At 56.5% G+C, this 23582-nt stretch carries 22 protein-coding genes and 2 riboswitches; of the genes, 2 read left to right on the top strand and 20 right to left on the bottom strand.

What is annotated here, in order from left to right:
* Positions 1-19: 19 nt before the first annotated feature.
* The 7 genes from DWV16_RS19130 to DWV16_RS14680 all read right to left on the bottom strand — a co-directional run bounded on the left by DWV16_RS19130 (position 20) and on the right by DWV16_RS14680 (position 7372).
* Positions 20-157 (bottom strand): hypothetical protein, encoded by a 138-nt coding sequence (locus DWV16_RS19130; protein ID WP_158572919.1) that lies wholly within the window; start codon positions 155-157, stop codon positions 20-22.
* A gap of 202 nt (positions 158-359) precedes the next feature.
* The gene (locus DWV16_RS14705) at positions 360-578 is read right to left on the bottom strand and encodes a hypothetical protein (protein ID WP_066453436.1); all 219 of its coding nucleotides are present in this window, start codon (positions 576-578) and stop codon (positions 360-362) included.
* A 136-nt stretch (positions 579-714) separates the two neighbouring features.
* Positions 715-3075, bottom strand: coding sequence for an ATP-dependent helicase (locus tag DWV16_RS14700; protein ID WP_118479966.1), 2361 nt, complete (start codon positions 3073-3075; stop codon positions 715-717).
* A 144-nt stretch (positions 3076-3219) separates the two neighbouring features.
* Positions 3220-4404 carry a sodium ion-translocating decarboxylase subunit beta gene (locus DWV16_RS14695; RefSeq protein WP_066453406.1) on the bottom strand — a complete coding sequence of 395 codons (1185 nt, stop codon included), beginning with the start codon at positions 4402-4404 and terminating at the stop codon, positions 3220-3222.
* Positions 4405-4461: 57 nt separating this feature from the next.
* On the bottom strand, positions 4462-4851 hold the full coding sequence (locus DWV16_RS14690; RefSeq protein ID WP_066453403.1) for an OadG family protein: 390 nt from the start codon (positions 4849-4851) through the stop codon (positions 4462-4464).
* Between the two features lie 233 nt (positions 4852-5084).
* Positions 5085-6056 carry a galactose-1-phosphate uridylyltransferase gene (gene galT / locus DWV16_RS14685; RefSeq protein ID WP_118479965.1) on the bottom strand — a complete coding sequence of 324 codons (972 nt, stop codon included), beginning with the start codon at positions 6054-6056 and terminating at the stop codon, positions 5085-5087.
* 26 nt (positions 6057-6082) lie between these two features.
* Positions 6083-7372, bottom strand: a complete 1290-nt coding sequence (locus tag DWV16_RS14680; RefSeq protein WP_066453398.1) for a galactokinase family protein — start codon at positions 7370-7372, stop codon at positions 6083-6085.
* A 166-nt stretch (positions 7373-7538) separates the two neighbouring features.
* Here DWV16_RS14680 and DWV16_RS14675 point away from each other — a divergent pair, with 166 nt between their 5' ends.
* Both DWV16_RS14675 and DWV16_RS14670 read left to right on the top strand, forming a co-directional pair.
* On the top strand, positions 7539-8396 hold the full coding sequence (locus DWV16_RS14675) for an AraC family transcriptional regulator (protein WP_066453395.1): 858 nt from the start codon (positions 7539-7541) through the stop codon (positions 8394-8396).
* Positions 8397-8399: 3 nt separating this feature from the next.
* Positions 8400-9290, top strand: a complete 891-nt coding sequence (locus tag DWV16_RS14670; RefSeq protein ID WP_118479963.1) for a mechanosensitive ion channel family protein — start codon at positions 8400-8402, stop codon at positions 9288-9290.
* Positions 9291-9337: 47 nt separating this feature from the next.
* Here DWV16_RS14670 and DWV16_RS14665 read toward each other — a convergent pair whose 3' ends face one another.
* The 13 genes from DWV16_RS14665 to fusA form a co-directional block, all read right to left on the bottom strand.
* Positions 9338-9613: a spore coat protein gene (locus DWV16_RS14665; protein ID WP_066453392.1), complete on the bottom strand. Its 276-nt coding sequence runs from the start codon at positions 9611-9613 to the stop codon at positions 9338-9340.
* Between the two features lie 11 nt (positions 9614-9624).
* Positions 9625-9807, bottom strand: a complete 183-nt coding sequence (locus DWV16_RS14660; protein ID WP_066453389.1) for a hypothetical protein — start codon at positions 9805-9807, stop codon at positions 9625-9627.
* 71 nt (positions 9808-9878) lie between these two features.
* A complete protein-coding gene (locus tag DWV16_RS14655; RefSeq protein WP_066453386.1) occupies positions 9879-10895 on the bottom strand; it encodes a rod shape-determining protein in 1017 nt (338 codons plus the stop codon).
* A gap of 81 nt (positions 10896-10976) precedes the next feature.
* Complete coding sequence (locus tag DWV16_RS14650) at positions 10977-11687, bottom strand: ComF family protein (protein WP_118479961.1); 711 nt, start codon at positions 11685-11687, stop codon at positions 10977-10979.
* Positions 11671-13896 (bottom strand): ATP-dependent RecD-like DNA helicase, encoded by a 2226-nt coding sequence (locus DWV16_RS14645; protein ID WP_118479959.1) that lies wholly within the window; start codon positions 13894-13896, stop codon positions 11671-11673. Before DWV16_RS14645 ends, DWV16_RS14650 begins: the two co-directional genes overlap by 17 nt.
* A 99-nt stretch (positions 13897-13995) precedes the next feature.
* Positions 13996-14328, bottom strand: a complete 333-nt coding sequence (locus DWV16_RS14640; RefSeq protein ID WP_147349477.1) for a hypothetical protein — start codon at positions 14326-14328, stop codon at positions 13996-13998.
* A gap of 67 nt (positions 14329-14395) precedes the next feature.
* Positions 14396-15577: a methionine adenosyltransferase gene (gene metK, locus DWV16_RS14635; RefSeq protein WP_066453377.1), complete on the bottom strand. Its 1182-nt coding sequence runs from the start codon at positions 15575-15577 to the stop codon at positions 14396-14398.
* Between the two features lie 47 nt (positions 15578-15624).
* A complete protein-coding gene (locus tag DWV16_RS14630) occupies positions 15625-17421 on the bottom strand; it encodes an N-acetylmuramoyl-L-alanine amidase (protein WP_118479955.1) in 1797 nt (598 codons plus the stop codon).
* A gap of 133 nt (positions 17422-17554) precedes the next feature.
* Positions 17555-17653: riboswitch (SAM riboswitch) on the bottom strand.
* A gap of 46 nt (positions 17654-17699) precedes the next feature.
* Entirely contained in the window at positions 17700-18272 is a 573-nt protein-coding gene (locus tag DWV16_RS14625; protein WP_118479953.1) for an ECF transporter S component, read from the bottom strand.
* A gap of 94 nt (positions 18273-18366) precedes the next feature.
* A riboswitch (FMN riboswitch) is annotated at positions 18367-18487 on the bottom strand.
* A gap of 165 nt (positions 18488-18652) precedes the next feature.
* Positions 18653-18832, bottom strand: coding sequence for a DUF6440 family protein (locus tag DWV16_RS14620; RefSeq protein WP_066453363.1), 180 nt, complete (start codon positions 18830-18832; stop codon positions 18653-18655).
* A gap of 204 nt (positions 18833-19036) precedes the next feature.
* The gene (locus tag DWV16_RS14615) at positions 19037-20080 is read right to left on the bottom strand and encodes a Gfo/Idh/MocA family protein (RefSeq protein WP_118479950.1); all 1044 of its coding nucleotides are present in this window, start codon (positions 20078-20080) and stop codon (positions 19037-19039) included.
* 71 nt (positions 20081-20151) lie between these two features.
* Positions 20152-21354, bottom strand: a complete 1203-nt coding sequence (gene tuf / locus DWV16_RS14610) for an elongation factor Tu (protein ID WP_066453358.1) — start codon at positions 21352-21354, stop codon at positions 20152-20154.
* Between the two features lie 105 nt (positions 21355-21459).
* The gene (fusA, locus tag DWV16_RS14605) at positions 21460-23544 is read right to left on the bottom strand and encodes an elongation factor G (protein ID WP_066453355.1); all 2085 of its coding nucleotides are present in this window, start codon (positions 23542-23544) and stop codon (positions 21460-21462) included.
* Positions 23545-23582 lie beyond the last annotated feature (38 nt).

The raw sequence follows: 23582 nt of genomic DNA, 5'->3' as shown, positions 1-23582 counted from the left end.
CTTTTCCCTGACCATCCAGCTAAAGGATTTTTGATTTATAACATGCACATTCTTTATCCGTGCATGAATCATAGATTCTGCCGGCATCTATGCATACTGCTTCTTTAAAGCAGTTCGCCCCCGTCGCGTTGACTGGAGCTGTTTTTTGATCTGCCATATGAATCCTCCTAATTATGTTTTGAGCTGTACTCAATACATTTTATGAGCGATTCCGTATTTTGTGCATCGGGACGCGATTTTTCTTGCTTCGCAATAAAAAACCCTTCCGGCTGTATTTGCGGGCCGCAAATACAGCCGGAAATAATACAGCAAAAAAATGGCCGCGCAAAAGCGCGGCCATTTGCCTTCCCAATCCGTCTTTAGGCAGGCTTGTCTGTCAATTTTTTCAGATACTGTTTTTCCAGTTCTCTTGCCTCATAGCCCCATCTTGTGGCTTCCAAGTTCAGATTCACCAACCGTTCAGAGGTATACGCTTCATTCTTCTGCAGCAGCGCCTGTATCTCTTTGCGGTTTTGTTCCACTTTTCTCCATTTTGCGCGGATCTGTGTGGATATCAGCCATAATTCTAATTTTCGCATCGTTGTCTCCCAGCCTCTTTCATGCCTATTGGGTTTGTTTGCTTCCCTGCGTATATTATACTGGAAGTAATTGTCCCATTTTGTCGAATCGGGTCAGGCTGACAGATTTTTTTGATCTTCCGGTCGTTTTCCCTGTCTATATTTTACATAATCTGGCGAATTTTGCCATAACCTTCTTGGTGCCCACCGAATCGAACGCGGCTTCGACCAGATGGTCGTTCCCCATCGGTGTAATCGAAAGGATTACGCCCTCCCCAAACACCTTGTGGCGCACCATGTCCCCCACTTTGAAGCTGAAAACGCCTCCCGCCGCGGGTGCGGCGCCCACTCCCAAAGAGCGGTCGCTCTCCGAAAAGCGCGGCTTCTTCGGCTCGGCTTTCACTTGCTGGCGGCGGATCAGGGTGGTGTCCTGCATGTCGCACAGCTCCTGCGGAATCTCCCCCAAAAACCGGGACGGCCGGTTGCGCATCGTCTGTCCGAAAAGCATGCGCTGGGACGCGGTCGATATGTAAAGCTGCTTTTTGGCACGGGTGAGCGAAACGTATGCCAGCCGCCGCTCTTCCTCAACCTGCGCCGGATCGTACATGCTCTGCACACCCGGGAAAATCCCTTCCTCCATACCCGCGATAAACACATATGGAAACTCGAGCCCCTTGGCCGAATGCATGGTCATCAGTATGACATTGTCCGCCGTTGGGTCATACTTGTCAATATCGGTGTAGAGCGAAATTTCCTCTAAAAAGCCGGACAGGCTCGGTTCGGCGTTCTCCTCTTCATACCGTTTCATGGTCGATTTGAGTTCTTCAATATTCTCAATGCGGGTCTGACCTTCAAAGCCCTCCGCCTTCAGCATCGCAAGATAACCGGTGCGCTCGAGCAGCTCGTCGAGCAGTTCGTCGAGCGGGCATTTGCCCGCCAGATCGATCAGCGAACGCATCATCGATGCAAACGCCATTAAATCATTCGCCTTGCGGCCGAGCGCCTCGTACTGGTTTGCCGTCTCAAGCACCTCGAACACCGGGATACCTAGCCCCGCCGCGATTTCAGCCACCGTGTTCACCGTGCTGTCGCCGATCTTTCGCTTCGGTTCGTTGATGATCCGTCTCAGGCGCAGGGTATCCGACTGGTTCTCGAGCACCGACAGATAGGATACAACATCTTTGATCTCCTTTCGCTCATAAAAGCGCAGACCCCCGATGATCCGGTACGGAATGCCATATTTGACCAGCCCGCGCTCGAGCATCTGCGACTGGGCGTTCATTCGATAAAGGATGACGTGGTCAGAGAACTTCGCGCCGTTTTTCACATTCTCGGAGATGGTATCCGCAATAAACCGGGCCTCCTCCCCTTCGTCGGAGGAGCGCCGCACCTGCACCTTGCCGCCTGTTTCGTTCTGGGTCCAGAGAGTTTTTCCCTTGCGTTCGGTGTTGTGAGCGATCACCGCATTGGCTGCGTCGAGGATCACCGAAGTGCACCGGTAATTCTGTTCGAGACGGATCACTTTCGCACCCACAAAGGTGTCCTCGAACTGAAGGATATTTTCGATGGTCGCTCCCCGGAATTTATAGATGCTCTGGTCGTCGTCGCCGACCACGCAGAGATTCCCGCTTCCCTGGGAAAGCAGCCGCACCAGCTCGAACTGGGCGCGGTTGGTGTCCTGGTACTCATCCACCATCACATAGCGGAACCGGTTGCGGTAATGTTCGAGCGCATCCGGAAACTGCTGGAACAACTTTACGGTCAGCATGATGATGTCGTCAAAATCGACCGCGTTGGCCAGCTGGAGCTGCTTTTGATAGATCGTGTAAACCTTCGAAACCACCTGTTCGCGGTAATCCTCCCCGACTGTTGCGGCCACTTCCGCCGGGCCGCGCAGCTCATCCTTGGCGCGGCCGATTGCCGAAAGGACCCCTTTGGGCGGGAACCGCTTGTCATCGAGGCCCAATTCCTTGAGCGCCGCCTTCACCACCCGAACCGAATCGTCGGTATCGTAGATCGCAAAACTCGACCGGTAGCCGAGCCGTTCGATTTCCCGGCGCAGGATACGTACGCAGCAGGAGTGGAAGGTGGAGGCGTTCACATCGGCCGCAACCGAGCCGAGCATGTCCGAAAGGCGCTCGCGCAGTTCACCCGCCGCCTTATTGGTGAAGGTGATCGCCAGGATGTTCCACGGCATCACCGCATGGTTTTTGATGAGCGAAAAAGCCCGGTCCATGTCCCAGCTCTCACCATCGGCATATTCCTCCAGAAACTGCACGTCCGCTTCGGTCACATGTTCCGGCATCCAGTCGCTGTTATACGCGTCGCCAAATTGGATCATGTTCGCAATCCGGTTGATGATGACCGTCGTCTTTCCGCTGCCCGCGCCCGCAAGGATCAGAACCGGCCCGTTCACCGTGTAGACGGCCTGCCGCTGCATCGGGTTCATCTTTGAAAAAAAATCGTCGATGATCCGGCGTTTGACCTGGTTGTATCTATCTTTCAGTGCATAATCCATCTTACCGTACCCACATCCTTTGAAATTTCGCGCCGGGATGCACAGCACCCCGGCGGACTACATACTATAGTATAGCACAAAAGCGCAAAAAGGGAAAGAAAAAGAGCGGCTCCAAAGAGCCGCTCTTTCTATGCAAAATTTTTCTTACGCATGCGGGAGGATCGAAAGCAGAACGCCTGCCGCAACCGCGGAACCGATAACACCGGCAACATTCGGGCCCATGGCGTGCATGAGCAGGAAGTTGGTCGGGTTCTCCTGCTGTCCAACCTTCTGGGAAACACGGGCCGCCATCGGGACGGCGGATACGCCCGCAGAACCAATCAGCGGATTGATCTTGCCGCCGGAGAGGACATACATCAGGTCGCCGAGCAGCACGCCGCCCGCAGTACCGAATGCGAAAGCGCAAAGGCCCATCGCGACGATCTTCAGGGTCGCCGGGGTCAGGAAGTTGGCCGCGCTCGCGGTCGCGCCGACCGTGACGCCCAGGAAGATGGTGACGATATTCATCAGTTCGTTCTGCGCGGTCTTGTTGAGGCGGTCGGTGACACCCGATTCCTTAAACAGGTTACCGAGCATCAGCATACCGATCAGCGGGGTGGTATCCGGAACGAGGAAGGAAACCACAAGCGCAACCAGGATCGGGAAGATGATCTTCTCGGTCTGGGAAACCGGACGCAGCTGCTCCATCTTGACGGCGCGCTGTTTTTTGGTGGTGAGCAGCTTCATAATCGGCGGCTGGATGATCGGGACGAGCGCCATGTAGGAATATGCGGCGATCGCGATCGAGCCGAGCAGATGCGGCGCGAGCTGGGTGGTGGTAAAGATCGCGGTCGGGCCGTCCGCACCGCCGATGATGCCGATCGAGCCGGCTTCGGACGGGGTAAAGCCCAGGAACAGCGCGCCGACAAACGCCAGGAAGATACCCAGCTGCGCGGCCGCGCCGAGCAGGAAGCTCTTCGGGTTCGCAATCAGCGGGCCGAAGTCGGTCATACAGCCAACGCCCAGGAAGATGAGCGGCGGATAGATGCCGAGCTTGACGCCCAGATACAGATAGTCGAGCAGGCCGCCGGTATTGGCGAGCAGCTCCCAATCGATGTGACCGGTCTCATTGATGAAGATCATCGAGTGATAAAGCTCGCCGAACGGGATGTTCGTCAGGAACATACCAAACGCGATCGGCAGAAGGAGCAGGGGCTCAAAGCCCTTGGCAATAGCAAGATACATCAGGCAGAACGAAACCAGGATCATCAGTGCCTGTCCGCCGGTCAGGTTGAAGAAGCCGCTCTTGCCTACGAGCGTTTCAACCGCCTGTGTAAAAATTTCTAACATGTTGTCAGCCCTTTCCCTTTCTTTTTTGCAGAACTGTGCGCTTCAAGGGCAACCGAATCAGAACGGCTGCGTATTCTGCTGAAGGCCGGCCGCCGCCCAAATCGGGCGCGCTTCCTTCACACGGCGAACGCTGCGCAGCGCATAACCGCCAACGCTTCCTCCCATTGCCGCAACCGCCGCCGCAATCACCGCGACGATCTCGTCGCCGATGCCGTCCTCGACCACCATGGCCGGTTTGACCTGGGCCGCGGCTTTCGCAGCCGGTTTGGAGGCCTGCTGGGGCTGGGGATCAGCGGGTTTCTTCGGCCGGTTTGCCAGTGCTGTGAAGAATTTTCCGAACAGCCAGACGATCAGGGACAGGCCGACCAGCGCCAGAAACACAACCACGATCCCGGTAAAGGTAACCGCAACCGATATGGTGCCGGTGCTGTAACTGCTTAAATCCATAGACTTTCACCTTACCTTTATATTTGATACAATTATATAATAAAATGGATGGCCGACAAAAATCGAACCAGAAATGAGTATACTATATTTTGGGCGGTTTTGCAATTGCTTTTTCGCTTTTCATTCAAGAAATCGAAACATCTTCGCAACATTTGTTACCGAAACTGTATTTTTGGGTCTGATGACTCATTTTGAAAAAGGCAGGCGTTTACGCCTGCCTTTTATGTTGCCCTCTATAAAGTCGCCATATACCGCTCATAAGCCGCGCGAAGCTCCTGCGCGGTGTCCTCCGGACAGGTCGGGTTGCAATGCGCCCAACATCCCGTTTCGCTCGACGCATTGAATTTCACCTTGTCCGCGCTTCGCATCGGCGGGAAGAACTCAATGTGGAAATGATAGTCCTTTTCATAGTCTCCGCTGTTGACTGGAGCGTTGTGCATGCACATCATATAGGGGAATTTATAATCGAACAGCGCGTCAAACATCCCCACCGTATGTTTGAGCGTGACCGCCAGCGCGCGGCGCTCCTCGGCGTCAAACTGTGCGATGTTCTGCCTGTGGCGGTTGGAGAACAGGTATACGCCGTAGGGGTACTCGGTGAAGAATGGAAGGAACACCGTGAAGTGTTCGTTTTGGAAGATGACCCGCTTGCCAAAATCCTGTTCGGCCTTCAGCATATCGCAGAAGAGGCACTTCCCTTTCTCCGCGTAGTATTCCTTTGCCGATTCCACTTCGAGCTGGATCTTCTTCGGAATGACCGAATAGCCGTAAATCTGTCCGTGCGGGTGCGGCATGGTCACGCCGACCGCCTCTCCGCGGTTCTCGAAAAGAAAGACATATTTAATCTTCTCGTCCGCCTTAAGCGCCGTAAAGCGCTCGCACCACAGGTTCACGAGCTTTTCGACATGCGCGTCCGAAAGCTCGGGCAGCGTGGTAGTGTGGCCGGGCGAATAGAGGATAACCTCACATTTTCCGTAAGCCGGAGCGGTCTTGAAAAAGTCGGTCGCCACATCGTCCGGCAAGGGCGGGGCCTGGCTGAGCGCCGGGAAGTCGTTGTCGTATTTGAGCACCTCATAATGCTCCGGCACCTTGCCCGAACCCGGACAGAACGGGCACCAGTCTTTCGGCATCTGCGGACGCGCCTGCCGGTGGGATGCGATCATGACCCAATCCTTAATGAGCGGATGCCATCTGAGCTCTGCCATAAAAATCGTCCTCCTCTATCTTCACATCATTTCAGCAGTTCTTCCGAAACCTTCACCCCGCCGGCCGGCCGGATGGACAGCACATGGCAGGACCCCGGTCCAAACACCGACTCAATCCTGTGCTGATAATTTTCGAGCATATCTGACGGGACAAAGCACTGGATCGTGCCGGCCAGGCCTCCTCCGTGCACCCGCCAGGCTCCGCGGTCTTTGAGAATATGTTCGCTCAGCGCGAGCGCGAGCGGGATGCCCTGCTCCTTGGCGCTGCGGAAGGTCGAGCAGTTCTGCAAATACATGAACGACGACCGGCCGCTTTCGATGATGAGGCGTTTGAATTCCGCAAAATCCCCGCGCCGGAGCGCCTCCGCTTCCTTCGGCGCGCGCTCATTGTCCGCGAAGAAATGGAAGGCGCGCAGGATGGCGCGGTCGGTGCACTGCACCCGCACCTTCGCCAGATTTTTATAGAACTCCTCGGGCAAAACATCGCGCAGAACCTCCTTGCCGAACACCGCGGCCACCGACTTCATTTCGGCCGGCATCGCCGCGTAATCGGCAGTGAGGTCTGCATGGTCGCCTCCCGTGTCCACAATGCAGAGCTTATAGCCCGACGCGGCAAAGTCGAAACCGACCTTCTCCACAACTGGATGCGCCGGATCGCAAAAGTCGATTGCGACAAACCCGCCGACCGACGACGCAGTCTGATCCATCAGTCCGCAGGGTTTTCCAAAATAGACGTTCTCGGCATACTGCCCAATCTGCGCGATCTCCACCGGGTCGGATTTGGCCTTGGCGTAAAGGTGGTTTAAAATTGTGCCGACCAGCACCTCAAACGCGGCCGAAGAAGAAAGCCCGGAACCTTTGAGCACGTTCGAAGTGGTGTAGGCGTCAAAGCCGCCGACAGGATAGCCGAGCTGTTTCATTCTTGCAGCCACCCCGCGGATAAGCGCCGCGGCCTGATTTTTCTCCGCGGCCTGAACCGAAAGGTCGCCAAGATCAATCGTGTCCATCGGGAACCCTTCCGATTGAATCCGGATCACCTGTTCGCTGTTCTTGGAAGCGACCGCGATCACATCGAGATTCACCCCCGCCGCGAGCACGCAGCCGTGCTGGTGATCGGTGTGGTTTCCACCGATTTCGGTGCGTCCCGGCGCACTGAAAAGTTCCGCTTCGCGCCCCTGGCCGAACAGTTTTTCAAACGCTTCGGCCGCCGCCGCGTAACGCGCGCGCTGGCCGGGAGATTTCTCACTGTAGAGGTACTGGAACACGCGGTCGAATTTCCCGCTAAAAAGTTCCTCGCGCAGCAACTGTGTATTCATGGTATTCCTCCCGCTCCCTGTCCATTCAAAATCCGGATGTTGCTTTTTTATAGCGTAACCCAAACAGTCAAAATTTGCAACCTACAAAACTACCATATTTATGGATTATTGTTGCATGAAAAGCCGGAATCGTTTATACTTATGAATTATGGAAGGGGTGTGCTGCATGGCGTCCGGTGTATTCAAGCATTCTTATAAGACCAAAACCCGGGAAAGCCTCCCGATTGCCATTTATAACAGCGGCGCGCAGCAATGCGGGCCTTCCCATACCTGGGGGCCCGGCGTGCGGGATCATTATCTCGTGCACCATGTGATCTCCGGCTGCGGCTATTACACCGAAAACGGCGTGACACACCGCATCACCGCCGGGGACACCTTCCTCATCTATCCGTCGGTGGTGGTCACCTACCGCGCGGACGAAAACGACCCTTGGGAATACTGCTGGGCCGGGTTCAACGGCGCCGAGGCCAAAATCCTGATGAGCCAGACCTCTTTCCGGAAAGACGATCCGGTGGTGCGCTTCCAAAACCCGGATGAGATCCGTGACGCGATTGTGCGTATCTACCAGTCCTCCGGCACCACGCCGGCCAGCGAACTAAAAGCCATTGGAAACCTCTACCTGCTGCTGGGGCTTTTGATGGAACAGGGACCTGTTTCTGCCGCCGCGGGTGATCTTTCGCTCGAATATGTCGAAAGCGCCATCCGCTTTATCGCCCACAACTATTCCGGAGAAATCGACGTGGGCGATGTCGCCGCCTCGGTCGGCATCAGCCGCAGCCATCTCTATCGGGTGTTTATGCGGCACATCGGCACTTCCCCAAATGAATACCTCACGCAGTTTCGCATTTCCCAGGCCTGCGAACTGCTCGAACACACCTCCCTTCCGATTTCCGCTGTGGCCGCCTCGGTCGGTTATGACGACGCGTTCTATTTTTCCCGCGTCTTTAAAAAGGTCACCGGGCAGCCGCCTTCCGCATTTCTCAAAAGTACCGAGCAGCCCCATCCCCCCGAAAGGAGTACCTGATCTATGTCAACCGAAACCCTCGATACCGCATCGGCCGCCGCGGCCGTCAATAAAGTCGTCGACGAGCTCGCCAGCATGGACCCGAAAAGCCGTTGGTCCTTCCTGTGGGAGGCGTTCCTCGATTATCTTCCGCACCTGCTGACCGCCGCCGCGGTCCTTGTCATCGGGATCGTCCTCATCCGAATCGTCACCCGCCTGCTGCGCAAGGCGCTCATCCGCTCGAAGCTCGATCCCACGCTCCACAATTTCCTGCTTTCGATCATTAACGTCATCCTGTATATCCTCCTCGGCATCACGGTGATTGCCACCCTGGGCGTCGAAGTCGGCTCGTTTATCGCTCTGCTCGGCGTCTTTGGTCTGGCGATTTCGCTCGCCGTCAAGGATTCGCTCGGCAACCTGGCGGGCGGCATGTCGGTGCTTTTTACAAAGCCGTTCGCACTGGGGGACTATGTCGAAATCGCTGGAAACGAAGGCACCGTCGAGGAGATCCGCCTCAACTACACCGTAATGCGCACCATCGACAACAAACTTGTGCACATCCCCAACGGCGACGTGGCCAAGGCGCAGATCATAAACTTCACCGGCCGGGAAACCCGCCGGCTCGACATCGACTTTTCGATCGGCTATGACGACGACTTCGAAGCGGCCAAACAGATTCTTTCCGCCATCATCGCGGAGAACCCGCTCGCGCTCGACAATCCCGCCCCACTCGTGCGGATGGTCGAACACGGCGATTCCGCCATCAAGATCGGCTGCCGCGTCTGGGTCGGGACCGACGACTACTGGACGCTCAAATTCGACCTGCTCGAGGAATCGAAGCGGCGGTTCGACGCGGCGGGCATCTCGATCCCCTATAATCAGCTCGATGTGCACCTCGCCCCGGCAAAGGAATAAACAAATGCCCGCCGTTTGGAAAATGGCGGGCATTTGTATGCACCGGCTCAGTTGGCCGGATATTTCTGTTTGCACTGGTCGATCTTTTTCTGCGGAGCGGGCTCGGTGGCATACCAGCCGCGTTTTAACATCTCGTCAAAAAGTTCGTGCTGGATCTGATGTTCCTCATTCAGGATGTTCATCAGCTCGCTCATCACGGCCGGGGATGCGCATTCATTCGCAAAGCTGTTATAGCCTTCGGTGATGAACTTCTGACTTGAAAGCGCGTCGTCCATCATCTCACGATCCCCAAACGGCTGCTGTTTCTGATTCTGATTTGGCATGGCGCTCCCTCCTAACCCAACTGCTGGAGCAGTTTATTATAGTGGTTCTGATGTTTGGCGGCGTTCTGTTCAAATTTTGTCTTGAGCTGCGGATCGGTCGTCATGGTCGCGTACATCGAAAACTTCTTGACCATATTCTGTTCCACGCCCAGTTGGTCCTCGATCGCGGTGAGTTCCTTGGAAGTCAGCGGCATCAAAAATTCCTCCTTTGGTTTGGATACTTAAAGTATTCCAGCCACAGGAGGAATTTATGCGTTTTCCAGATTCAGTGCTTGTGCGTCGAAGAAGATATAAAACCGTCCACCAGCTCATCGATGTAGTCGAACGAGCGGCCGGTGCCGATCGCAACGCATTCAACCGGATTTTCCGCCACCCGCACCGGCATCTTCAGTTCCCGGCTGAGGTAGGTGTCAAACCCGTGCAGCAGCGAGCCGCCGCCGGTCATCACAAGTCCGTTTGTATAGATGTCACCCACCAGCTCGGGCGGGGTTTTTTCCACCACGGCATGCACCGCGTCGCGGATTTCCACCACACAATCGAGGATTGACGGATAAAGTTCCCGCCGGGTAATGGTGCGTTTGTTCGGCAGGCCGGTCGCCAGGTTGCGGCCTTTGACCTCAAAGGTGAGATCCTCTTCATTCGGATCGACGCTTCCGATCGAAATTTTGATATTCTCCGCCATCCGTTCCCCGATCAGCAGATTATAAGTTGAACGGATATACCGCACAATGGCGGCGTTGAACTTGTCGCCCGCCATCTTGATCGAATTCTTGCAGACGATGCCGTTCAGCGAAAGGACCGCGATATCGCTGGTGCCTCCGCCGATGTCAAGCACGATGTTTCCCTCCGGCTTTGAGATATCAATCCCGGCGCCGATTGCCGCGGCGACCGGCTCTTCGATCAGAAATACCCGGCGCGCGCCGGCCACGACCGCCGCGTCGACCACCGCCTGCGCTTCCACGCCGGTGATGAGCGACGGCACGCAGAGCGCGACGCGGGGCTTGACCATATTGCTCGGGCAGGCTTTGCGCAAAAAGTATTTGATCATCTCTTCGCACATTTTGTAATCCGAAATGACCCCGTCCTCCAGCGGACGGATCGCGCTGATCTCCGCCGGGGTCTTGCCGATCATGGCGTGCGCTTCATCCCCCACCGCAAGGATGGTGTCGTTTTTGGTATTGATCGCCACTACCGACGGTTCACGCAGCACGATTCCCTGTTCCCCGGCGTAAACCAATACTGTCGCCGTGCCGAGGTCGATCCCGATGTCAATAGAATTCATATTTGAGCCTCCAAATAATTAAAGCGAAATCAAAACAGTAGTAGTATACCGCAATTCGACAATTTTTGCAATAAAAGTCCGCTATCCGTCCTCATCCTCCCGGGTCGTCGCGGCACAGACCGCATAGACCTCAGCCGCCCCCTTTTTTAAGAGCAGCCTCGCGCAGCGTTTTGCCGTTTCACCGGTCGTAAGCACATCATCCACCAAAAGGACTGTCTTGCCGCAAAGATTCGTATCCCTGCGGATCGAAAAATTGCGCTTCGCGTTTTCGCGGCGGGCCTCCCTGCCGCCCTGGCGCATCTGCGCGCCGCCGCGTCCGGTGTGGACGAGGCCGGTTTCGAGCAGCGGCAGCCCGAGCCGCGCACAGACCTCGCGCGCAAGCAACAGCGCCGGGCAGAATCCCCGCTCCCGCAGCTTGGCCGCATGGGTCGGCACCCAGGCAGCCCCGTCAAACGAAACCATCGGAAAGGTGTCCCGCACCGCGTCCGCCATCAGCGCGGCGAGATACTTCCCATAGTACCGGCGCCCGTCGTACTTAAAGCGATGAATGCCGCGCGCCGTGCCGCCGGTGTAATAGAGCGGCGCGGCGGCTCCGGAAAGGCTGTCCGCGATTTCACCGCACATACATTCCGCATACCGCTTGCCGCAGCCCGAACAAAGCTCATCCGCGGTGTACGGCAGTTGGCCTTCACAGGCTTCGCACAGCCACCGCTCCCCTTCAAGCACCTTCCCGCACAGGAAGCATTTATTGGGGAAAATCAGCGAGAGGAGCCGGTCACTGAACTTCGCCATCGCACACCTCTCCCAGCAGGTATACCAGGTTCGTGTACCTGCGCGACTTTTTATGATTGTCCACCATCATACGCACCGCGCGTTCGCTGCCCACGATGATGAGCAGCTTCTTGGCGCGGGTCACAGCGGTATAGAGGAGGTTTCGGTAATACATCCGGCTGCGGCCGTCCATCAGCGGCATGATCACCGCGTCGTATTCGTTGCCCTGACTTTTGTGAACAGTGATCGCATAGGCGAGTTCAAGTTCATTTGCCATATCAAAGGAGTATTCCACGTTCCGATCCTCAAACCGGATTATCATGGAGGAGGATGGGCGGTTGATCAGTTCGATCACCCCGATATCCCCGTTGAAAATGCCCATCCCCTGTTCGCCGCCGTCCTTTTCCCATACAAGGTCATAATTGTTTTTGATCTGCATGACCTTGTCGCCCTCCCGAAAAGTTACCGTCCCGGCGGCAAACTCCTTTTTCGCCGGATCGGGCGGGTTGAGCGCCGTTTGCAGCACGCGGTTGAGCTCCCCCGTGCCCGCCGCGCCGACGCGGGTCGGCGCGATGACCTGGATATCCCACATCGGGGAATAACCGTAGCTCTTGGGCAGACGCCGCCTGCACAGGTCGGCGGTCACCGTAAGGATCTGCGCGGAACTTTCACAGGTGAGCAGGAAGAAGTCGTTGTCCTTCTGATCCATGCGCGGATACGCGCCGGTCACGATTGCGTGGGCGTTGGTGACAATGAGGCTCTTGGCCGCCTGCCGGAAGATCTCCCGCAGATGCACCACCGGCACCACGCCGCTCTCGATAAGGTCCCCGAGCGTGTTGCCCGCGCCGACCGACGGCAGCTGGTCCGGGTCGCCCACCAGAATGAGCCGGCAGGAAAATTTGAGCGCCCGCAGCAGCGATTCAAACAGGAGCGTGTCCATCATCGAGGTCTCGTCGATGATGACCGCGTCACAGGGAAGCGGGTTTTTCTCGTTGCGTTTGAAGCGCAGCGCGCCCGAGCCGTCCGAATAGTCGACTTCCAAAAGCCGGTGGACGGTCTTTGCCTCCACGCCGGTCAATTCGCTCATCCGCTTTGCGGCGCGCCCGGTCGGCGCGGCAAGCGCCACCTTTTCCCCCATCTGCCCGAGCAGGTGGATGATCGCCGCGATAGCGGTCGTCTTGCCGGTGCCCGGCCCGCCGGTCAGGATCATCATCGGCCGGGTGATCGCGGTGGTGATCGCACGGCGCTGCAATTCGGCATAGACGATCCCCTGCCGCCGCTCATGCTCCGCGACAAAGCCGTCCACATCCGGCAAAAGGCCCTCGCCGGTGTTCTGGAGCATCAGGGAAAGCTTGGAGGCGATGTAGCATTCCGCCTCGTAATACCGGGGGATGTAGATGAAGTCCTCCCCGTTCACACCAAGGCGCACCAGCTCCCCCCGCGCGACCAATTCGTCCACGCCGTCGATGATATGGTAGCTGTCCACCTGGGTGAGGCGGCAGGATACCTCGACCAGCTTCTCCTGCGGCAGGCAGGTGTGACCATTGCCGGTGTTGTGACGCAGCACATGCATGACACCCGCCCCAATCCGCTCGAGGCTGTCGGGCGCAACGCCGCCACGGGCAGCAATCACATCCGCGGTTTCAAAAGCGACGCCGATCTCTTCGCTGCACAGAACATAGGGATTTTTTGACACGATCTCCTGCGCGTCCATCCCCAATTTCTTCCAGGTTTTGATCGCAAACGACGCGGGAACCCCAAAATTGCTCAAAAATAGCATTACCGTCCGTATACCAAATAGTTTTTGATACTCTTTGGAAATACTTTCCGCTTTTTTGGGCGAAATTCCTCCAATCTCAGCAAGCCTTGCCGGATTTTGTTCGATCACGGTTAGGGTATCGTCCCCGAAGCGTTCGACCAGCTTTCTGGCAATCGCAGGGCCAATCCCCTTGATCGCGCCGGAGGAAAGGTAGCTCGCGATAGCGGCGGCGGTCGCGGGCATCAAGCGCTCATACTGCTCCGCCTTGAGCTGCAAACCATACTTCGGGTGAGTGGTATACACACCGGTCACCTTGAGCGTCTCCCCAACCGCGATGTCGGCGAACTCCCCGACCACTGTGACCGTGTCCTCATCGGTCGCAATCTCCAGAACCGAGTAGCCGTTGTCCGGATTGTGATAGATAACCGCCTCCACGCTGCCCTCCAGCCTGTAAAGCTCCCCGCTTTGCATCTCCCGCGCTCCTCCTTTCCCAACGTCCTCCCCGGCGGTTTTACGGCCGGGACAATCTGTTTCCCATTATAATACAAATCATCCGCATGGGCAAGCGGCTCAGGGGGTTCGCAGCAGCGCTTCCAGTTCCTCCGGCGTCTGCACAAAGCAGACCCCCGCCGCGCGCGCGAGTTCCTCGCAGGCCTGCTGTTCCTTCTCGTTCAGACCGATGCCGTAGAGTACATAGTCCTGGCGGCTGGGGTTCGCCTCCCATTGCAGGCAGGTGTACATCAGCGCCATCTGGTTTCCGGTGTTTTTGCCCTCTCCGCCGATGGGGATCACTCTGTAAACGTGATTTCCTTTACAACTATGACGCACCGCCAGCCAGGTGGCACACTGCACAAAGCCCACACACGCAAGGATCGCCATACAAATCCAAATGATCGCATCCAACATAAAAATCACCTCGGCACATCTTATGCGCCGAGGTGAAAATGTGTTTCTGTTTTTTTGCAAAAAATTACCTGACTGCGGCCAAAAGCGCCTCCACTTTGTCGGTTTTTTCCCAGTTTACGCCGAGGTCTTCCCTTCCCATATGTCCATAGGCGGCAAGCTTTTGGTAAATCGGGCGGCGCAGATCGAGCGATTTGATGAGCATCGCCGGGCGCAAATCGAACACTTTCATCACCGCTTCGGCGAGCTTCTCGTCGCTGACTGTGCCGGTGCCGAAGGTGTTAACATTGACCGAAACCGGATGCGCCACGCCGATGGCGTAGGCCACCTGGATTTCACAGCGGCGCGCAAGCTTTGCCGCGACAATGTTCTTCGCAACATACCGCGCCGCATAAGCCGCCGAACGGTCGACCTTGGTCGGGTCTTTGCCCGAAAAAGCGCCGCCGCCGTGCCGGCCGAATCCGCCGTAGGTATCGACGATGATCTTGCGTCCGGTGAGCCCGCTGTCCCCCTGCGGCCCGCCGATGACAAACCGTCCAGTGGGGTTCACATAGATTTTGGTTTTCTCATCCATCAGCTCTGCCGGGATGATGGCCTTTATGACCTGTTCGATGATGTCCGCCCGGATCTGCTCGAGCGAAATCTCCGGCGCGTGCTGATTCGAAATGACCACCGCGTCGATCCGCACCGGCCGGTCGTCGGCATATTCCACCGTGACCTGGGTTTTTCCGTCCGGACGCAGGTAGGGCAAAATTCCGCTTTTGCGCACCTCGGTGAGCCGCTTTGCAAGCTTATGCGCCAGGGAAATCGGCATCGGCATGAGTTCCGGGGTATCATCGGATGCATACCCGAACATCATGCCCTGGTCGCCGGCGCCGGTTGTGTCCGCCTCGCCGGTCTCCCCATTTTTGGCTTCCAGCGCGTCATTTACGCCGAGCGCGATGTCCGGGCTCTGTTCGTCGATCGAGGTGAGCACCGCGCAGGTCTTGCAGTCAAAACCATATTTGGCACGGTCGTATCCGATCTCTTCGATCGTTTTGCGGGCGATTGCGGGGATGTCCACATAGCAGTTTGTGGAAATCTCACCCATGATCATCACCATGCCGGTGGTGACCGCCGTCTCGCACGCCACACGCGCCGTCGGGTCCTTGTCCAGGATCGCGTCGAGCACCGCGTCGGAGATCTGGTCGCAGATCTTATCGGGATGTCCTTCGGTGACCGATTCCGAGGTGAACAGGTATTTTGCCATTTTTCCATTCTCCTTTATCTTTGATCTGTTGTGAAAATACGGAATGTTTATTTGAGCGCCGCCAGTACGCTGTCGCCTACCGCGTTGGCCGTGTTATAGATGCCGCGCCGGCTGGTCATGCTGTCGTACTCGGCCGGGTTGGTGAGGAAACCCATCTCGACCAGAACCGAAGGCGCGTAGCTGTTGAGGGTCACGCGGTAATTCGAGAACTTCGCACCGCGGTTTGTGCGGCCTGTATACTCTGAGACATTCGCGGAGAGGGCCGTCGCCAGTTTTTTTGCGATGTTCTCAAAATAGTAGACCTCGGTGCCGTTCGGCTTGGAGGCGTCGGTGTCGTAGCCGATCGAATTGCAGTGCAGCGAGATAAATAGGTCCGCGCGCGCCGCAAAGGTGTCGGTCATCCGCTGATTCATCGTGACGTCGCTGTCATCCGTCCGGCACATCACCACGTCCGCCCCGAGCGACTCGAGCCGCTTCTGCACCGCGATTGCGGTCGCAAGCGTGATGTCCTTCTCGGTCGCGCCGCTTGTGAGCGGGATACCCAGCGCCCCCGGGTCGGCGCCGCCGTGTCCCGCGTCCACCGCGATGGTGACGCCGGAGAGCGGCTTGTCCCCATCCGAAAGGCGGGGCTGGTACTTCGCATAGATATTCACGCCGCCGTCCGCGCCATAACTGACGTCGTAGCCCCAAAGTCCCTTTTCGCCTGCCAGCGGGAAGGTGAGGATCGCGTCCTGGCCCTCATAATCCAGCTCCACGCCGGTGAAAAGATAGCTTCGCCTGCCGATCGCATCGTCGAGCGCGGCCGCCTGGTTTTGTGAGATGGCGGTGTTGAAGAGCTTGACGTTCAGGGTCTCGCTGTCCATGTAGGCGCGGAACATCGGCTTGCCGCCGCCCGAAAGGGTCAGCATCTCGCCTTTACCGTCGTCCTCTACCCCAAACGAGATTTCGTCCACATCGAGGGTCACGTCCTGCACACGGGTGAGCGGCTGAACCGATTCCTTCATCACCCAGCCGCCGGTCGAGAGCTTGTACATGGTGGAGGTTATGTCGACGACCACATCGACCGCGCCAAGCTTCGCCGTTTCGATATAGGCGCTGCGCTGCGAATCCTTATAGACGTTCGCCACATTGTTTTTGACCTGCACCGCGAGCGACCCCAGTTCCCCGGCAAGGAAAACCTTTCCGGCGGAGGTGAAGGTCTGGCTGCCATTCAGCGTGTATGTAACCGGACCGAGGTCGCGGGTACCCTGCACCTGTCCGGCGACCGTTTCGCCGGTGAAAGTGGCCGGAACACCTTTTTTGGCGGTTGCCGCGGCCTGTTTTAGTTTCACCTGCCGTCCACCGACCGTCGCGACAACAGTCGCGCCGCTCGGCGCCACACAGGAAAGGCGGATCGTTTCACCGCTCACGGTGGCGCAGTCGTAGGATGGCGCCATGCTGGAGATCACCTTGGTGGTGGGCGCGTCGGTAACCTGCCCGCGGATGATGGTAACAGTAGCGCTTTTCGCTCCCTGCTTGAACTTGAAGGTGTTCTCCCCCTTGTCCAGCGCGACGTAAACGCCGAAGCTGCCGCGCGCGCCGCGGTTTTTGACCTCCTCGCCATTCATTGTGAGCTTCACGTCCGGATCGGACGAACCCATAATGAAATAATTGGAAGCCGATGTGGTGATATCGTCCGCTGGACGCGCGATATTCAGTTCTCCCGGCACCTTCAGGCTGACGTGAGAAACGATTTCCTCGTAATCGTTATATTCCCGCGCCGACGCCGTGGCTGAAAGCCCCAACCCCAAGGCCGCCGCGAGCACCAAGCTCACGGCCTTTCTGCAAAAAACCTGAAATTTCATGGATCAGTTCCTCTTTTCACAACAGATTCGGAGAATCTCCAACCGGATTCTATCCGATTATGTTGTGCGAAATATGATGAAAATCCCTGCATCAAACAAAAAACGAGCCCGGCATAAACCGAGCTCGCGTCCATCCTCATCTGTCGGCCATGCCGCAGGATTTGGCACCTTGCACAAAATGCAGGTTGCCGGGCTTCATAGGGCCTGTTCCCTCCACCACTCTTCATAAGGCAGTATTCAATTCACGAAATATAGTCTACACGATCCGGCATACTTTGTCAAGGGTTCTGCGGCGCGGCCTCAAAATGTTCATGCCGCACCAGCCGCGCAATCGGTTTATAGACCAGGTAGGTCACCACCGCGTTGATCCCGGCCTTGACCAGATTGAACGGGATGATCACCGGGATCATGATCTCAAGCACCGCTTCCATCGGCGCGCCCATGAAAATCGGCGTGAAGATGAGATTCCACAGCACCATTGCCAATGTCCAGGCCCCTATACCGCATACGAGCGCGGTTACGGCGCCCTTGCGGGTGTGGCTGTGCTTATAGAGATTGCCCGCCACAAGTACAAACGAACCGGTCGCGCAAAAGTGCATGAGGATACCGATGGGCCCGCTCGCCGCACTGACCGTGAGTCCCTGGATCACCGAGACGACCAGCGTCAGGCAAAGACCCGACAGCGGCCCAAACAGGAAGGTCCCAATGAAGATGGGGATGTCGGCCGGGTCGTATTCCATCCACGGCGCCGCCGGGAACAGCGGGAAATGGATGATTGCCACCAGCACGATCGAGATCGCGGTGAGCATGGCCATGGTGGTGAGTTTTCTGGTGGATGCGCTTGCTTTCATAACATTACCTCCGTCGAGGTCTGTCAGGAAAATGAAAAAGCCCTCAAACCAAATGGCTCAAGGACGTAGCGTAGTGGCGGATTGTCCGCCTGTTGCGCCGTTTCTTTCATCCGGACTATACCGTTGGTATGGGAGTTTCACCCATTCAGCCGGCTCATCGCCGGTTCGCGGACTTTACCGCCAGTGAGGAATTGCACCTCGCCCTGAAACAGACTGATCAAATTTTCTATATTATAGTCCTTCGCGCGCGCTTTGTCAAGGCGGGAAACACCTGCTCCCTTTTACCTTTTGGACTGATTCAGGATATAAATAGCCTCCTTCCGCCGAAGGAACGGAAGGAGGTATCTTCACAGGCAGCAACTGCCCGATAAATGAGGAGTTTATTTATCAACAACTACATTGCCATCACAATCAAGCAGCGGGGTAATTGAGGAGCCTCCAACGCCTACAGTCATAATATAATTAACGCCAGTTTTTGTATCAACTATAATCCTGACCACTCCAAAACTATAGTTTTCTTCTTCTTTTAGTGCAAATCTTTTTTCCTTTTTTTCAAACATAGAAATTTCTCCATTTCAATTTCGATTTATCTCTTTATTTACTTGATCATATTTTTCTGCTTCATTTAACGCCTAGTGAAATTGACGAAGTCCTTACCCATCAGTCCAAATGTAAAAAGGAATACACTTAAGAGATCCATCAGGCAGCCCCAAGGGTTTCTTTTTTACAGACAGGCGGCAGGTAATTCTACAGAGCCCTGCGGCTCACGAATTGACCGGAATTTTCTGCCCGCACGACCGCATGGCCGCTTCACTCACCCGGCACACCTGAATGGCAAATTCAAGCGTCCCGCGTGTGGCCGGTTTGCCTTCCAGCACGCAATCACAGAAATGTTTCATCTCAGCATACATTCCCTGCACGAAAAGCGCCTTGTTTTCCAGCGTTGCTTTACAGTTCTGCGGGCGCCAGACAATCGATCCGTATTCCTCTCCCGGTACCGTAAAGCTTTCGGTGCGTCCCAATTCAAAAGGAATGCCACGATTCAGGATGACCGTATCGGTGTTGCGGATTTGCAGATCCCAATTGTCCCCATAGACGCTGTAATTCTCAACCGGCAGATCCGGGCCTGTTGCCCCGTGCAGAATCCCCAGCGCGCCGTTTTCAAATTCGAGGATGCAGACACTGTTGCCAAGCGGCCCCTGGGTAGCCTGGACTGTCTTTACCCTGCCGCCCACCGCAAGCAGAAAGGAAATGGGATGGCAGCTGTCGGCCAGCCAGTCGGAAAATTCCCCGCGCGCAAGCGATCCGGCGGGGTCAGGCGGCAGATTGACCGGATAGGAAGCCAAAATCGACTTCACCCGGCCGTACTTCTCACTCTGTGCAAATTCAACCGCCTTGTCCGTCGCCGGCATGAACGCTTTTTTGTAACCAACTACATAGACGCGGTCACCGCGGTGCGTAAGCACTCGCTCCAGCTCGCCGCTGTTCATCGCGGGCGGCTTTTCGGTGAATACATGCACTCCCCGGTCCAACGCTTCACAAGCCAGCGTGGTATGCGCCTGCGGGGAAGCGCAAAGGAGCACCGCGTCGAGCTTTTCCGACTCATACATCCGTTCGGCGCCTTTGTAATAATGACAGCCATACTGGGCGGCGGTTCGCCTTCCCGCCTCCTCGTTGGAGAAGTTGCAGACCGCCTGGAGTTCGATCGGAAGATAACTGAGCAGCGGCAGCAGGTTACGATAGGCGTGCGCGCCGACCCCGATGACCCCCAGCCGGATGCGGCGGGAATATTCGCGCTGATAGTTCATGAAATCCACTCCTCTAAAACACAAAAGGCCCTGATACAAACGCATCAGGGCCTTTTTTCTGTGAATAAAAATTAGTCGTTGATCTTGATGACGACGCCGGAACCAACGGTACGGCCGCCTTCACGGATCGCGAAGCGCAGACCTTCCTCGATCGCAATCGGGGTGATCAGCTCAACGTCCATCTCGACGTTATCGCCAGGCATGCACATCTCAACGCCTTCCGGCAGGGTGATGACGCCGGTAACGTCGGTGGTGCGGAAATAGAACTGCGGACGGTAGTTGTTGAAGAACGGGGTGTGACGGCCGCCCTCTTCCTTTTTCAGGATATAGACCTGGCCGCGGAATTTGACGTGCGGGTGGATGGAGCCGGGTTTGCACAGAACCTGTCCGCGCTCGATCTCGGTTCTCTGGATACCACGCAGCAGCGCACCGATGTTGTCGCCAGCCTCAGCGTAGTCGAGGATCTTGCGGAACATCTCGATGCCGGTAACAACGGTCTTTTTCTTCTCGTCCTGCAGGCCGACGATCTCAACTTCGTCGCCGGTCTTCAGCTGGCCACGTTCCACACGGCCGGTCGCAACGGTGCCGCGGCCGGTGATGGTGAAGACGTCCTCAACAGGCATCAGGAACGGCAGGTCGGCTTTTCTTTCCGGAGTCGGAATGTACTCGTCGACAGCGTCCATCAGTTCGAGGATCGGGGCATATTCCGGAGCAGCCGGATCGGTGGAAGTGGACTCCAGCGCGACCAGAGCGGAACCCTTGATGATCGGGATATCGTCGCCCGGGAAGTCATAGCTGGAAAGCAGCTCACGGATTTCCATCTCAACGAGCTCGAGCAGCTCAGGATCGTCAACCTGGTCCGCCTTGTTCATGAAAACAACGATATACGGAACGCCAACCTGACGGGAGAGCAGGATGTGCTCACGGGTCTGGGGCATCGGGCCGTCGGCCGCGGAAACAACCAGGATCGCGCCGTCCATCTGCGCGGCACCGGTGATCATGTTTTTAACATAGTCGGCATGTCCGGGGCAGTCGACATGCGCATAGTGACGCTTGTCGGTTTCATACTCAACGTGAGCGGTATTGATGGTGATGCCGCGCTCGCGCTCTTCCGGGGCCTTATCGATCATGTCATACGCTTCGAACTGGGCCTGGCCTTTCATAGCCAGAACCTTGGTGATCGCAGCGGTCAGAGTGGTCTTGCCATGGTCAACGTGACCGATGGTACCGATATTTACGTGGGGCTTGTTTCTTTCAAAATGTGCCTTTGCCATCGAAAATTTCCTCCCTTATAAGAATGATTTTTTAATTTTAAAGCCTGGGGACTATAGTTTGTATTCTATCAAGTTGCAGGCAAAATTGCAAGAGGGAAAGCCGGATTATTCCGCTTTTTTGCCTCTTTCGGACATAATTCCTTCTGCAATCGACTTCGGAACCTCGATGTAGTGGCTCGGCTCCATGACATAGTTGCCACGGCCCTGCGTCTTGGAGCGCAGGTCGTTGGAGTAGCCGGACATCTCGGACAGCGGGACAAACGCACGGATTTCCTGCGCGCCGAAGACCGCTTCCATACCCTGGATCTGGCCGCGGCGGCTGTTCAGGTCGCCGATGACGTCGCCCATATAGTCCTCAGGGGTTGTGACAACAACCTTCATGATTGGTTCGAGCAGAACCGGGTCAGCCTTCTGCATCGCCATCTTGAACGCCATCGAAGCGGCGATCTTAAAGGCCATTTCAGAGGAGTCGACCTCATGATAGGAGCCGTCGTACAGAGTGACCTTCACGTCAACGACAGGATAGCCCGCCAGGACGCCGGCCAGCATCGCGCCCTGGATACCCTGGTCGATCGGACCAATGTATTCCTTCGGGATTGCGCCGCCGACGATCGCGTTGACAAACTCGTAGCCCTTGCCGCTCTCGTTCGGTTCGATCTTGATCTTGACATGGCCGTACTGACCCTTACCACCCGACTGGCGGGCGTATTTGTGGTCGACATCAGCCAGTTTGCGGATGGTTTCCTTGTAAGCAACCTGCGGCTTACCGACATTCGCCTCAACCTTAAACTCACGCAGCAGGCGGTCGACGATGATCTCCAGATGCAGTTCGCCCATGCCCGCGATGATCGTTTGTCCGGTTTCCTGATCGGTGTAGGTCCGGAAAGTCGGGTCCTCCTCGGCGAGCTTCGAAAGGCCGATGGCCATTTTTTCCTGGCCAGCCTTGGTCTTCGGCTCGATCGCGAGGTTGATAACCGGATCCGGGAACTCCATCGACTCCAGGATGATCGGATGCTTCGGATCGCACAGCGTGTCGCCGGTGGTGGTGTTCTTGAGGCCGACCGCCGCCGCAATATCGCCGCAGTAGCAGACTTCAAGATCCTTCCGGTGGTTCGCGTGCATCTGCAGGATACGACCGATGCGCTCGGTGTTGTCCTTGTTCGGGTTGTAAACGCCCGAACCCGCGGTCAGCGTACCGGAATAGACGCGGAAGAAGCAGAGCTTGCCGACATACGGGTCGGTCGCAATCTTGAACGCAAGCGCCGCGAACGGCTCCTTGTCGCCCGGTTTGCGCTCCTCTTCCTCACCAGTCTCGGGATTGGTGCCCTTGATGCTCTCGATATCGGTCGGGGAAGGCATGAAATCAATGATCGAATCGAGCAGCTTCTGGACGCCCTTATTCTTGTAGGACGTACCGCAGCAGACCGGAACCATCGTGTTTGCGATGGTGGATTTGCGGATCACAGTACGGATTTCCTCCGTGGTGATCTCCTCGCCCGCGAGGTATTTCTCCATGAAGGCCTCGTCGCAATCAGCGAGGTGCTCGAGCAGTTCCTCACGGTACTGCTGGGCTTTCTCCATCATATCCTCGGGGATTTCCTCAACGCGCATGTCCTTTCCAAGGTCGTCATAGTAGACGTCGGCCTTCATTTCAATGAGGTCGATGATGCCCTTGAAGAACTGCTCGGCGCCGATCGGCAACTGAATCGGGACAGCGTTGCATTTGAGGCGCTGACGCATCATTTCGATGACGCGGTAGAAGTCCGCGCCCATGATGTCCATCTTGTTGACGTAACCCATGCGCGGGACGTGGTATTTGTTCGCCTGACGCCAAACGGTTTCAGACTGCGGCTCAACACCGCCCTTCGCGCAGAATACCGTCACCGAGCCGTCGAGCACTTTCAGCGAGCGCTCGACTTCAACGGTGAAGTCCACGTGTCCAGGGGTGTCGATAATGTTGATACGGTGGCCCTTCCAGTAACAGGTGGTCGCAGCGGAGGTGATGGTGATACCACGCTCCTGCTCCTGCGCCATCCAGTCCATCGTCGCCGTGCCTTCGTGCGTTTCACCAATCTTGTGGTTGATGCCCGTGTAGTACAGGATACGCTCGGTGGTGGTGGTCTTGCCGGCGTCAATGTGGGCCATTATGCCGATATTTCGTGTCATTTCCAGAGATACATCTCTTGGCATAGTGTCCTCCTAAATTTCTTGCGCTCCGACGCCGCAAT

Source organism: Anaerotruncus sp. AF02-27 (assembly GCF_003465835.1).
Lineage (GTDB): Bacteria > Bacillota > Clostridia > Oscillospirales > Ruminococcaceae > Anaerotruncus > Anaerotruncus rubiinfantis.
The sequence above is the reverse complement of the archived record's forward strand: the minus strand, read 5'-3'. Positions and strand labels throughout refer to the sequence as shown.